Origin of the sequence: Streptomyces pactum (assembly GCF_016031615.1) — a bacterium.
Lineage (GTDB): Bacteria > Actinomycetota > Actinomycetes > Streptomycetales > Streptomycetaceae > Streptomyces > Streptomyces pactus.
In genome coordinates this window covers 5,962,344-5,975,016 of record NZ_JACYXC010000001.1, presented here as the reverse complement: position 1 = coordinate 5,975,016, position 12,673 = coordinate 5,962,344, and the positions used below count along the sequence as shown (strand labels likewise).

Annotated in this window: 12 protein-coding genes; 9 read left to right on the top strand and 3 right to left on the bottom strand. The window is 74.5% G+C overall.

Translation table 11 applies throughout. The features are described from left to right. Positions 1-8 precede the first annotated feature (8 nt). Together IHE55_RS23505 and IHE55_RS23500 are read right to left on the bottom strand one after the other, a co-directional pair. Complete coding sequence (locus tag IHE55_RS23505) at positions 9-278, bottom strand: hypothetical protein (protein WP_197990842.1); 270 nt, start codon at positions 276-278, stop codon at positions 9-11. Positions 279-497: 219 nt separating this feature from the next. Next, positions 498-1,517, bottom strand: a complete 1,020-nt coding sequence (locus tag IHE55_RS23500; protein ID WP_232265673.1) for a DUF8832 domain-containing protein — start codon at positions 1,515-1,517, stop codon at positions 498-500. A gap of 191 nt (positions 1,518-1,708) precedes the next feature. On the opposite strand from IHE55_RS23500, the gene IHE55_RS23495 reads away from it, so the two are divergent. Beyond that, positions 1,709-3,961 (top strand): heavy metal translocating P-type ATPase, encoded by a 2,253-nt coding sequence (locus IHE55_RS23495; RefSeq protein ID WP_197990841.1) that lies wholly within the window; start codon positions 1,709-1,711, stop codon positions 3,959-3,961. Positions 3,962-4,265: 304 nt separating this feature from the next. Here the strand turns inward: IHE55_RS23495 and IHE55_RS23490 are convergent, their stop codons facing one another. Then, a complete protein-coding gene (locus IHE55_RS23490; RefSeq protein WP_197990840.1) occupies positions 4,266-5,465 on the bottom strand; it encodes a YihY/virulence factor BrkB family protein in 1,200 nt (399 codons plus the stop codon). A gap of 528 nt (positions 5,466-5,993) precedes the next feature. Here IHE55_RS23490 and IHE55_RS23485 point away from each other — a divergent pair. From IHE55_RS23485 to cysD, 8 genes are all read left to right on the top strand, one after another. After that, on the top strand, positions 5,994-7,196 hold the full coding sequence (locus IHE55_RS23485) for a helix-turn-helix domain-containing protein (RefSeq protein ID WP_307826796.1): 1,203 nt from the start codon (positions 5,994-5,996) through the stop codon (positions 7,194-7,196). Between the two features lie 13 nt (positions 7,197-7,209). Next, complete coding sequence (locus tag IHE55_RS23480) at positions 7,210-7,746, top strand: GNAT family N-acetyltransferase (RefSeq protein ID WP_197990839.1); 537 nt, start codon at positions 7,210-7,212, stop codon at positions 7,744-7,746. 663 nt (positions 7,747-8,409) lie between these two features. Further along, complete coding sequence (locus IHE55_RS23475) at positions 8,410-10,134, top strand: nitrite/sulfite reductase (RefSeq protein WP_197990838.1); 1,725 nt, start codon at positions 8,410-8,412, stop codon at positions 10,132-10,134. Further along, positions 10,131-10,262: a hypothetical protein gene (locus IHE55_RS32375; protein WP_269671500.1), complete on the top strand. Its 132-nt coding sequence runs from the start codon at positions 10,131-10,133 to the stop codon at positions 10,260-10,262. Before IHE55_RS23475 ends, IHE55_RS32375 begins: the two co-directional genes overlap by 4 nt. Then, positions 10,259-10,438 carry an eL43 family ribosomal protein gene (locus tag IHE55_RS23470; RefSeq protein ID WP_197990837.1) on the top strand — a complete coding sequence of 60 codons (180 nt, stop codon included), beginning with the start codon at positions 10,259-10,261 and terminating at the stop codon, positions 10,436-10,438. Before IHE55_RS32375 ends, IHE55_RS23470 begins: the two co-directional genes overlap by 4 nt. After that, positions 10,435-11,142, top strand: coding sequence for a phosphoadenylyl-sulfate reductase (locus IHE55_RS23465; RefSeq protein WP_197990836.1), 708 nt, complete (start codon positions 10,435-10,437; stop codon positions 11,140-11,142). The genes IHE55_RS23470 and IHE55_RS23465 overlap by 4 nt, the downstream gene beginning before the upstream one ends. Before the next feature lie 68 nt (positions 11,143-11,210). Then, positions 11,211-11,744 carry an adenylyl-sulfate kinase gene (gene cysC, locus IHE55_RS23460; RefSeq protein WP_197990835.1) on the top strand — a complete coding sequence of 178 codons (534 nt, stop codon included), beginning with the start codon at positions 11,211-11,213 and terminating at the stop codon, positions 11,742-11,744. Then, positions 11,741-12,673, top strand: coding sequence for a sulfate adenylyltransferase subunit CysD (gene cysD, locus IHE55_RS23455; protein ID WP_197990834.1), 933 nt, complete (start codon positions 11,741-11,743; stop codon positions 12,671-12,673). Before cysC ends, cysD begins: the two co-directional genes overlap by 4 nt.

The window sequence follows — 12,673 nt, the reverse complement described above, 5'->3', positions numbered from 1 at the left end:
GCACCGGTTCAGCCGCCCCCGCAGACACCGTCCGGCCGCCGGGCGGGGGCGGCGTGCGGCGCCGCCCCGAGCGCCCGTGCGACCGCCGCCCCGATCGCGGCGGGTGCGGAGCGCGCGGGCCCCGGCGGTGCGTCCCGTTCCAGGCGGGCCACCGCGGCGTGCAGCAGGACCAGGGCCAGCTCCCGCACGACGGGGTGCGCCGCGGCCCGCCGGATCCCCTGCCGGCCGCGGTGCACCGGACCCCGGTGCGGCGTCCGGTCGTCCGTTCCGCGGTGCACGGTCCTTCCCCTCCTCGTCACCCGGGTCACCCGCTTCCCCTGTTTCCCGTGCGTCTCCACGTCTCCCGCATCCCCGCGTCGCCCGCACCGGTACGCCCTCCCGTCCGTACGGCCCCACCCGCGCCGCCGGCCCACCTCCGCCCTCGCGTCGGGACAACCGGCCTCGCGTCCCGGCATCCGGCGCCCCGTCCCGGCATCCGGTCTCCGTTCCCGTGGCCGTCAGTGCCCGTGGCCGTCGGCGGAGTGGCCCGCCCCGGCGTCCTTCCGCTCTCCGGCGTCCCCCTTCTCCTGCTTCTCCTGCCCGGCGTCCGCGTCGGTCCGTCCCGGGCCGGCCTCCTCCCCGGCGCCGGTGCGGACCGTGAAGGCGGCGGTGCGGACCGTGCCCTCGTGCTTGAAGTCCAGGAAGAGGCGGTAGGTGCCGGCGCTGGGTGCGGTGGCGATGAAGGAGATGTCCGGGCCGGGGCGGGTGGAGCCGTCGCCGGGCTCGCCGCCCGGGTGGACGTGGAGGTAGCCCAGGTCGCCGCCGCGCAGTGCGACCAGGTGGCCGTACGCGCCCAGGTACGGGTCGAGGTCGGTGACCGGCCGGCCCTTGCGGGACACCGACAGGGTCAGCTCCGACTCGGCGCCGGGGCGCAGTTCCCCGTCGAGGGTGACGGTGTAGCCGTCCACGGTCGCCGTACGGCCGGGCTCCGGCAGGGTCGCCGGCCGGTAGGTCCCGCCGACCGCGAGGTCGGCGCCGAGGGTGAGGTTCTCGGTGCCCTTGCCGCCGGGGGTGAAGTCGGCGAAGAGCCGGTAGTCCCCCGCCCGGGGCAGTTCGACCCGGGTGCTCCAGGTGCCGTCGGCGGCCCGGGTCGGGTGGAGGTGGCGGTAGGTGGTGAGGTCGCGGGCGGAGACGATGAGGTGCAGCTCCTTGCCGTGTTCGGCGCGGAACCCGGTGAGTGGCCGGCCGTCCCGGCCCAGTACCGCGAAGCGCAGTTCGCTCTCCTTCCCCGCCTCGACGCGCGGCGTCTGCAGGTCGAGCCGGTAGCCGTTCTCGGCTATCTGGAGTCCGCCGGGGGCGTGGGCCGCGCCGGCCGTACCCGGGTCGCCGCTCCCCTTTGCCCCCGGGGAGCGGTGGCCCGCGTGCGAGGAGGTCTCTTCGGAGGTCACCGGGTCGACGGCGTGGCCGACCCCGTAGGCGGCGCCGAACGAGGCGGCGAGGACGGCGGTGAAGGCGGTGATCTTCCCTGCGGTGTTCATGGCGACTCCTTCGGCGACGGCCGCGCGGTGCGGCGACACCCCCTGAGTGAATACCCCCTTGGGGTATGAGTCAAGTCGATGCGCCCCCTTGCACTGGATACCCATGGGGGGTATACATGGAGACGGCTCGGGGATACCCCCGGCAGGTATAGACTCGTACCATGAGCGGACCCCATCACGAGGAGTAGGACATGACCACCACGGTTACCGGGACGGCTGAGGTCGAACTCGCCATCGGCGGGATGACCTGCGCCTCGTGCGCCGCTCGTATCGAGAAGAAGCTCAACCGGATGGACGGGGTCACCGCCACCGTCAACTACGCCACCGAGAAGGCCAAGGTCAGCTACCGCGAGGACATCGCGGTGGACGACCTGATCGCCACCGTGGAGGCCACCGGCTACACCGCGGCCCCGCCGCCCCCGCCCCGGACCTCCGCGGCCGCCGGCCAGGAGCCACCACCGGAGGTGGACGAGCTGCTGCCGCTGCGGCAGCGGCTGGTCACGGCGGTGGTGCTGTCCCTCCCGGTGATCGTCCTGGCCATGGTGCCGTCCTGGCAGTTCGAGTACTGGCAGTGGCTGTCCCTCACCCTGGCGGCGCCGGTGGTCACCTACGCCGCCTGGCCCTTCCACCGCGCCGCGTTCACCAACGCCCGGCACGGCGCGGCCACCATGGACACCCTGATCTCCGTGGGCACCATCGCGGCCTTCACCTGGTCACTGTGGGCGCTGTTCTTCGGCACCGCCGGAACCCCCGGCATGACCCACGGCTTCGACCTGACGATCTCCCGCAGCGACGGCGCCGGCAACATCTACCTGGAGGCCGCCGCCGGCGTCACCGCCTTCATCCTCGCCGGCCGCTACTTCGAGGCCCGCTCCAAGCGCCGGGCCGGGGCGGCGCTGAAGGCCCTGCTGGAGCTGGGCGCCAAGGACGTCACCGTGCTCCGCGGCGGCCGCGAGGTACGCATCCCCACCGAGGAACTGGCGGTCGGCGACCGGTTCGTGGTGCGCCCGGGCGAGAAGATCGCCACCGACGGCACCGTCGTCGAGGGCAGCTCGGCCGTCGACGCCTCCATGCTGACCGGCGAGTCGGTCCCGGTGGAGGTCGGCGTCGGCGACACCGTCACCGGAGCCACCCTCAACGCCGGCGGCCGGCTGGTCGTCGAGGCCACCCGCGTCGGCGCCGACACCCAGCTGGCCCGGATGGCCAAGATGGTGGAGGACGCCCAGAACGGCAAGGCCGCCGCCCAGCGCCTGGCCGACCGCATCTCCGCCGTCTTCGTCCCCGTGGTGATCGCCCTCGCGCTGGCCACCCTCGGCTTCTGGCTCGGCAACGGAGCCGGCATCACCGCGGCCTTCACCGCCGCCGTCGCCGTCCTGATCATCGCCTGCCCCTGCGCCCTGGGCCTGGCCACCCCCACCGCCCTCATGGTCGGCACCGGCCGCGGCGCCCAGCTCGGCATCCTGATCAAGGGCCCGGAGGTCCTGGAGACCACCCGCGCCGTGGACACCATCGTCCTGGACAAGACCGGCACCGTCACCACCGGCAGGATGACCCTGCTCGCCGTCCGCACCGCCGCCGGCGAGGACGAGGACCAGGTGCTGCGGCTCGCCGGCGCGCTGGAGCACGCCTCCGAGCACCCCATCGCCCAGGCCGTCGCCACCGGCGCGGCCGAGCGGACCGGCACCCTGCCCACCCCCGAGGACTTCGCCAACATCCCCGGTCTCGGTGTCCAGGGCGTGGTGGACGGCCACGCCGTCCTCGTCGGCCGGGAGAAGCTGCTCGCCGAGTGGGCCATCGAGCTGCCCGAGGAGCTGAGCCGGGCCAAGGCCGAGGCGGAGGCCGCCGGGCGCACCGCCATCGCGGTCGCCTGGGACGGCGCGGCCCGTGCCGTGCTGGAGGTCGCCGACGCGGTCAAGGACACCAGCGCCAAGGCCATCACCCGGCTGCGCGCCCTGGGCCTGACCCCGATCCTGCTCACCGGCGACAACCGGGCCGTGGCCGAGGCGGTGGCCCGCGAGGTCGGCATCGACGAGGTGATCGCCGAGGTCATGCCGGAGGACAAGGTGGACGTCGTCAAGCGGCTCCAGGGCGAGGGACGCTCGGTGGCCATGGTCGGCGACGGGGTCAACGACGCCGCCGCGCTCGCCCAGGCCGACCTCGGTCTGGCCATGGGCACCGGCACCGACGCCGCCATCGAGGCCGGCGACCTGACCCTGGTCCGCGGTGACCTGACCGCCGCCGCCGACGCCATACGGCTCTCCCGCCGGACCCTGTCCACCATCAAGTCCAACCTGTTCTGGGCCTTCGCCTACAACGTCGCCGCGCTGCCGCTGGCCGCCTCCGGGCTGCTCAACCCGATGATCGCCGGAGCGGCCATGGCCTTCTCCTCGGTCTTCGTGGTCGGCAACAGCCTGCGGCTGCGGAGCTTCCGGCCCGCGGCCTGAGGCCGGCGGCCTGAGCTCGGCGGCCCGAGGCCACGCAGCCGGGGACGCCCACGGAAGAAGCGGGCGGGACGGGATCACTCCCGTCCCGCCCGCTTCCCGTCGTTCCCGCTTCCCGTCGTTCCCGCTTCTCGCCGTTCCCGCTTCCCGTCGTTGCCGCAACGCGTCGTTCCCGCAACGCGGTGGCGGTCGTCCGCCGCGTTGCGGGGCGCGGCCCGTGAGGCGCCGGTGCCGCGGTCGGTGGAGCCACGGCCAAGGGTCCCCGGAGCCACGGTCAGGGGCCGCCGGAACCGCGGTCGGGGCGCGGTCAGTGGTCGTCGGAGCCGCGGTCCGGGCCGCGGCGGCCGTGCAGCCGGGACCGCAGGTCCTCCGGCGGCAGGAACTGGGCCCAGCGCTCGGGGTACTCCGACGGCGGGTCCCCGGCCGCCTCGCCGAACGGGCCCCACAGGTCGTCCAGCTCGTCGTCGTCGAGGTCGTCGAGGTCCTCGTCCGCCCAGGAGGCCGCCCGTGCCCGGGCCGCCGCCTCCGCGGCCCGGGCCTCGGCCTTCAGCCGGGCCGCGCGCTCCGCGCGGGCGGCGGCGATCGCCACCGACGGCCAGACCCGGTCGATGGCGGCGTTCACGGCCGCACCCACCAGCACCGCGAAGGCCGAGATGCCGATCCACAGCAGCACCGCGACCGGGGCGGCGAGCGAGCCGTAGATGGTGGGCCCCTCGACCGTGTGCACCAGGTAGATCCGGAGCAGGAAGCTGCCCAGCACCCACATGGCCAGGGCGATCAGCGCGCCGGGGATGTCGTCCCGCCACGCGGAACGCACCGGGACCGACACGTGGTACAGGGTGGTGAGGAAGGCGATGGACAGCAGCATCACCACCGGCCAGTACAGCACCCGCACCAGGGTCCCGCTCCACGGCACGATGTCCACCATGGTCTCCGGGCCGACCACCAGCAGCGGCAGCGCCATCGCCCCGATGACCAGGGCGATCAGGTAGAGCAGGAACGCCAGCAGCCGGGTCCGGACGATCCCCCGCTGCCCCTCCAGGCCGTACATCACGGTGATGGTGTCCACGAAGACGTTGACCGCCCGGGAGCCCGACCACAGCGCGATGGCGAAACCGAGCGAGATCACGTCCGGCCGCCCGCCCTCCACCACGTCGTCCAGCAGCGGCCGGGCGACCTCGTTCACCCCTCGCTCGGAGAGCACCGTGCCGGAGGCGTCCAGGATGTTGTCCCGGATGGTGAGGACGGTGTGGGTGTCGGTCCACGCGTCCACGTAGCCGAGCAGCCCGATCAGACCGAGCAGCAGCGGGGGCAGGGAGAGCAGGGTGAAGAACGCCGCTTCCGCAGCCAGCCCGGTCACCCGGTACTCCATGCAGGAGTTGACCGTGTCCTTCAGCAGCAGCCATGCGGTCCGGCGTTTGGACGTCTTGCGGGAGAGCGCACGGGCCTTGCGGAGCCGGCCGGAGGGCCGCTCCGCTGGTTCCTCCGGAGTTTCTGCAGGCTGCACGGGTATTACGTTAGCCCGGTCGGGGCGGGGCACTCTCGCTCCCGGTCCGTACCACCCGCCGGGGCCCCTTGCCGCGCCCCCTGGGCGCGGTCCGCGCACCGGGTGTCCGTGGCGACCGGGCGGCGCACGGGAGGGCACGGCGGCGTCCGCCCCTGCGCGGGCCGGGACGCCCGTCCCGTCGTCCCCGGGCGGCGCGGGCCGCCACGCCGGGCCGGGGGTACCCGCCGCGCCGCACGGCCGGGGCGGGCTCCGGGAGCGGTCCGGGAGCGGCCCGGCGTGGCGCGGGATCACGTGACGGCCCGGCGGCACCGGGCGGGGCGTCCGGCCGGCCCGGGGAGCAGGGGAGGCGGCCCGGGGGTCCGGCGGAGCGCGTGGCGAAGGGTGGTGCCGCGCCGACTCGGCGCCACCCCCCGCTCGCGGCCCCCACTGTCGGGCGCGGCCGGGGCGTGCCGCAAACGTTGCGGCGCGTTGCAACCGATCTTGCCGATGGTGGCCCGGTGGCCTCCCGGGCGGCGGCACCATGGGTGCGTGAACCTCAGATCCAAGGAGCGGACCATACCGTCCGTGCCGCCGGCGCGACCGGTGATCGCCGAGTCCTGGCGGCGGGCGCTGGCCGGCGGTGTGGACCCCGAGCGGGGCCGGTCGGCCCGCGCGCTGACCGCGGAGCAGCTCGCCCACCGGCGGCACGGCTCCCCGCTGGCCGAGCTGATGCCCCGGCTGCGCGAGGGCCTGCGGCCGGTGATCGAGGACGACCGGCACGTCCTGGTCGTCACCGACGCCGACGGCTGGGTGCTGTGGCAGGACGGCAGCCCCGCGGTGCGCCGCCGGGCCGAGCGGCTGGACCTCCACGAGGGCGCCTACTGGGGCGAGGAGACGGTCGGCACCAACGGCATCGGTACCGCCCTGGTCACCCGGCGCCCGGTGCAGGTGCACGCCGAGGAACACTACGTGCGCACCCTGCGGGCCCTGGTGTGCGCCGCGGCCCCGCTGCACGACCCGCGGGACGGCCGGCTGCTGGGCGCGGTGAACGTGACCGGCCCGGTGGCCAGCGCCCACCCCGCGACGCTGCCGCTGGTGACGGCGGTGGCCCAGCTGGCCGAGGGGGAGCTGCGGGCCCGGCACTGGTCGTCCCTGGAGCGGCTGCGGGCGGTCGCGGCGCCGGTGCTGGCGCGGCTGGAGGGGACCGCGCTGGCGGTGGACGGGGCCGGGTGGCCGGCGGCGGCGACCGGGACCACCCCGCCGGACCGGGTGACGCTGCCCCGGACCCCGCGGCCCGGACCCACCTGGCTGCCCGCGCTGGGCCGGTGCACCCTGGAGCCGCTGCCGGGAGGCTGGCTGGTGCGGGTGGGGTCCGGGGAGGCGGCCGAGCCCGGCCAGCTGGTGCTGGACGTGAGCGGGGCCCGTTCGTGGAGCGTCCGGGTGTCCGGCCCGGCCGGCAGCTGGACGCAGGAGCTGAGTCCGCGCCACACCGAACTGCTGCTGGTGCTGGCGCTGCACCCGGCCGGGCGCAGCGCGGCGCAGCTGGCGGCGGACCTGTTCGGCGATCCGGCGCGGACGGTCACGGTGCGGGCGGAGATGTCCCGGCTGCGGCGGACCCTGGGCGGGGTGCTGGCCCACCGGCCGTACCGGTTCGCGGACGGGGTGCGGGTGGAGGTGCTGCGGCCCCGGACGCCCGGGGAGCTGCTGCCGTTCTCCACCGCACCCGCGATCGTGGCGGCCCGGCGGGCGTGATTGGCTGGGGGCCATGAGCACGCCGCTGACCACCTGGTATCTGGAACAGACCGCGCCCGGGGACCTCAGCCCGGCACCGGAGCCGCCGGCCCCGGCCGGGGTGCGGGTGGTCCGCGCGGAGATCCCCAGCGCGGAGTTCAGCCGCTTCCTCTACACCGCGGTCGGCGCCGACATCGACTGGACCGACCGGCTGCCGTGGCCGCCCGAGCGCTGGCGGGAGACCGTGGAGCGCCCGGGGACCGAGACCTGGGTGGCGTACGAGCGGGGCACCCCGGCCGGCTACATCGAGCTGGAGGGGCAGGACGACGGGGTGGTGGAGATCGCCTACTTCGGCCTGCTGCCCGCCTTCCGGGGCCGCCGGATCGGCGGTCACCTGCTGAGCGTCGGTACCGCCAGGGCGTGGGACCTGGCCCAGCGGTGGCCGGACCGGAAGCCCACCCGCCGGGTGTGGGTGCACACCTGCAGTCTGGACGGCCCGTACGCGATGGCGAACTACCAGCGGCGCGGGTTCCGGCTGTACGACACCAGGACCGGGCCGCACCCGGGCTGAACCGGGCCGCCCCGGGCTGAACCGCGCCCCGCGGCGCGACGCGCGCCTCCCGGACGCGCCGCCTCCCGGACGGCCCGTACGCCGGAGGACCCGGGCCCGGACGGCCCGCCCGGCGGACGATCGGCGTCCGGGTCGGCCCGTGACCGGACGGCCGGCCCGGAGCCGCCCCCACCGGACAGCCGGCCCCGGACAGCCGGCCCCGCTCGGCCGGCCCCGGACGGCCCGCATGCCGGACACCCCGCACACACAACGGCCGCATACCGGACGGACGGATACGCAAGACCCGCGCGACAGAAGTGACCAACCCCACAACGTCTCAATAATCAAGACAGAATCATCCAAATAGTGGAAGACGGTGGACTGGCGCAAGACCGCCGTGCCACGCTTTCCGTCATGTCCAGAGCTGGAATCTCCTTGGTGAGTCGGCGTCACGTCGACCACGGCCGCACGTCCAGCGCCATCTGTCCGGTCGGCTGATCTCTCCCAGCCACCGCACGCCCCGCCGTCCCCGCCGCCGTGGACGCGCACTCGCGACACCCTCCCTCCCCGCTGTCCCCGACATCCGCCACGCCCCGCTGCCGGCTGCGTCCGAGCAGGTCAGCGGCGGTGTCGTCAGCGCTGACCTGCCGCATGCCACGCCGCACCCGAAGGACACAGACCACCATGGCCGCCACCGATGAACGCTCCCAGTCCTCGGCCTCGGGTGCCCACGCCGCCCAGGACGCGCCCCGCCGCAAGACCGGGCGCCACCGTGGCGAGGGCCAGTGGGCCGTGGGTCACTTCACGCCCCTGAACGGCAACGAGCAGTTCAAGAAGGACGACGACGGTCTCAATGTTCGGACACGCATTGAGACGATCTACTCCAAGGCCGGGTTCGACTCGATCGACCCCAGCGACCTGCGCGGCCGGATGCGCTGGTGGGGGCTGTACACCCAGCGCAAGCCCGGGATCGACGGCGGGAAGACGGCGGTTCTGGCGCCGGAGGAGCTGGACGACGAGTTCTTCATGCTCCGGGTCCGCATCGACGGCGGCCGGCTGACGACCGCGCAACTGCGCGTGATCGGCGAGATCTCCCAGGAGTTCGCCCGCGGCACCGCCGACATCACCGACCGGCAGAACATCCAGTACCACTGGATCCGCATCGAGGACGTGCCCGAGATCTGGCGCCGGCTGGAGGCGGTGGGCCTGTCCACCACCGAGGCCTGCGGTGACACCCCGCGCGTCATCCTCGGCTCCCCGGTCGCCGGGATCGCCGAGGACGAGATCGTCGACGGCACCCCGGCCGTCGAGGAGATCCACCGCCGGGTGGTGGGCAACCCCGCGTACTCCAACCTGCCGCGCAAGTTCAAGACGGCGATCTCCGGTTCGCCGCTGCTGGACGTGGCGCACGAGATCAACGACGTGGCGTTCGTCGGCGTCGAACACCCCGAGCTGGGGCCCGGTTTCGACCTGTGGGTCGGCGGCGGGCTGTCCACCAACCCCAAGCTCGGCGTCCGGCTGGGCGCCTGGGTGCCGCTGGAGGACGTCCCGGACGTCTTCGAGGGCGTCATCGGCATCTTCCGCGACTACGGCTACCGGCGGCTGCGCAACCGCGCCCGGCTGAAGTTCCTGGTGGCCGACTGGGGCTCGGAGAAGTTCCGCCGGGTGCTCCAGGACGAGTACCTCAAGCGGCAGCTGGCCGACGGCCCGGCGCCCGCCCAGCCGCCGGCGCGCTGGCGCGACCACGTCGGGGTGCACCGGCAGCGGGACGGCCGGTTCTACGTCGGCTTCGCCCCGCGCGTGGGCCGGGTGGACGGCGCGACCCTCACCAAGATCGCCGAGCTGGCGGAGGAGCACGGCTCGGGACGGCTGCGGACCACCGCCGAGCAGAAGATGCTGGTGCTGGACGTGGCCGAGGAGCAGGTCCCCTCGCTGGTGTCCGCGCTGGAGGCGCTGGACCTGCGGGTCAGCCCCTCGCCGTTCCGGCGCGGCACCATGGCCTGCACCGGCATCGAGTTCTGCAAGCTGGCGATCGTGGAGACCAAGGGGCGCGGCGCCGCCCTCATCGACGAGCTGGAGCGCCGGCTGCCGGCCTTCGACGAGCCGCTGACCATCAACCTCAACGGCTGCCCCAACGCCTGCGCCCGCATCCAGGTCGCCGACATCGGTCTCAAGGGCCAGCTGGTGCTGGACGACGCCGGCAACCAGGTCGAGGGCTACCAGGTGCACCTGGGCGGCGCGCTCGGCCTGGAGGCGGGCTTCGGCCGCAAGGTACGCGGCCTGAAGGTGACCGCCGACGAACTGCCCGACTACGTCGAGCGGCTGCTGAAGCGCTTCCAGGAGCAGCGCACCGACGGCGAGCGGTTCGCCGCCTGGGTCGCCCGCGCCCCCGAGGAGGCGCTGTCGTGACCGCCCGGGACACCACGGCCACCGGCACCCGCGCCACCGCCGGCGCGACGGCCGGCACCGCCACCGCCACGGCCGGCCCGGGCACCGGCACCGGCACCGGCACCGGCACCGCGGGAGGCACCCGGTGAGCGAACGCGCGGCCCCCTTCTTCTGCCCGTACTGCGGCGAGGAGGATTTGCGGCCCGGCGAACAGGCGCGCACCGCGTGGGAGTGCGCGGGGTGCAGCCGGGCCTTCCAGCTGACGTTCCTGGGCCTGCTGGCCCCGGGACCCCGGCACGACGACACCGTGGGGGACAGGCGATGACGACGACGGCCGAACGGACCGCGGACGAGCTGCGGGAACTGGCCGAGCGGGCCGGGCGGGAGCTGGAGGACGCCTCCGCCCAGGAGATCCTGGCGTGGGCCGCCGCCACCTTCGGGGAGCGCTTCTGCGTGACCTCCTCCATGGAGGACGCGGTCGTGGCCCACCTGGCCTCGCGCGCCATGCCCGGCGTGGACGTGGTCTTCCTCGACACCGGCTACCACTTCCCCGAGACCATCGGCACCCGGGACGCGGTGGCCGCGGTGATGGACGTCAACGTCATCACGCTGACCCCGCGGCAGACCGTCGCCGAGCAGGACGCCGAGTACGGGCCGAAGCTGCACGACCGGGACCCGGACCGGTGCTGCGCGCTGCGGAAGGTCGCGCCGCTGGAGGAAGGGCTGGCCCGCTACGACGCCTGGGCGACCGGGCTGCGCCGGGACGAGTCGCCCACCCGGGCGGGGACCCCGGTGGTGGGGTGGGACGCCCGGCGCGGCAAGGTGAAGGTCTCCCCCATCGCCCGCTGGACGCAGGCCGACGTGGACGCCTACGTCGCCGAGCACGGGGTGCTGACCAACCCGCTGCTGATGGACGGCTACGCCTCGGTGGGCTGCGCCCCCTGCACCCGGCGGGTGCTGGCCGGCGAGGACGCCCGGGCCGGCCGCTGGGCGGGACGCGGCAAGACCGAGTGCGGACTGCACACATGACCACGGACACGCTCCCGGGGAGCCCGGGACACGCCCCGAGCGGGCACGGTGAGGACGGGAAGCAGAGGATGACGGGCGCCACGGTATGGCTCACCGGTCTGCCGAGCGCGGGCAAGACCACCATCGCCCGCGCGCTGGCCGAACGGCTGCGCGCGGAAGGACACCGGGTGGAGGTGCTGGACGGTGACGAGATCCGCACCTTCCTCTCCGCCGGGCTCGGGTTCAGCCGCGAGGACCGGGACACCAACGTGCAGCGGATCGGCTTCGTCGCCGAACTGCTGGCCCGCAACGGGGTGCTGACCCTGGTGCCGGTGATCGCCCCCTACGCGGACAGCCGCGCGGCGGTGCGCGACCGGCACCGGGCGGAGGGCACCCCGTACCTGGAGGTGCACGTCGCCACCCCGGTCGAGGTGTGCTCGGTGCGCGACGTGAAGGGCCTGTACGCCAAGCAGGCGGCCGGGGAGATCTCCGGGCTGACCGGGGTGGACGACCCCTACGAGGCCCCGGACGCCCCCGACCTGCGGATCGAGTCGCACCGGCAGACGGTTCCGGAGTCCGCGTCGGCGCTGCACGCGCTGCTCACCGAGAGGGGCCTGATATGACGCCGGCCACCGCGGGCGGGGGCGCCGACAGCCCCTACGCGCTGTCCCACCTGGACGCCCTGGAGTCCGAGGCGGTCCACATCTTCCGCGAGGTGGCGGGCGAGTTCGAGCGTCCGGTGCTGCTGTTCTCCGGCGGCAAGGACTCCATCGTCATGCTCCACCTGGCGCTCAAGGCGTTCGCCCCGGCGCCGGTGCCCTTCGCGCTGCTGCACGTGGACACCGGGCACAACTTCCCCGAGGTCCTCGCCTACCGCGACCGCACGGTGGCCCGGCACCGGCTGCGGCTGCACGTGGCCTCGGTGCAGGAGTACATCGACGCCGGGAAGCTCCGCGAGCGCCCGGACGGCACCCGCAACCCGCTGCAGACGGTGCCGCTGACCGAGGCGATCCAGCAGCACCGGTTCGACGCGGTCTTCGGCGGCGGGCGGCGCGACGAGGAGAAGGCGCGCGCCAAGGAGCGGGTGTTCTCGCTGCGCGACGAGTTCTCACAGTGGGACCCGCGCCGGCAGCGCCCGGAGCTGTGGCAGCTGTACAACGGGCGGCACGCGCCCGGCGAGCACGTCCGGGTCTTCCCGCTGTCCAACTGGACCGAACTGGACGTGTGGCAGTACATCGAGCGGGAGCGCATCGAGCTGCCGGAGATCTACTTCGCGCACGAGCGCGAGGTGTTCCGGCGCAACGGCATGTGGCTGACCGCCGGCGACTGGGGCGGCCCGAAGGAGGGCGAGACGGTCGAGAAGCGGCTGGTCCGCTACCGCACGGTCGGCGACATGTCCTGCACCGGCGCGGTGGACTCCGACGCCACCACGCTGCAGGCCGTGATCGCCGAGATCGCCGCCTCCCGGCTGACCGAGCGGGGCGCCACCCGGGCCGACGACAAGCTGTCCGAGGCCGCGATGGAAGACCGCAAGCGCGAGGGGTACTTCTAG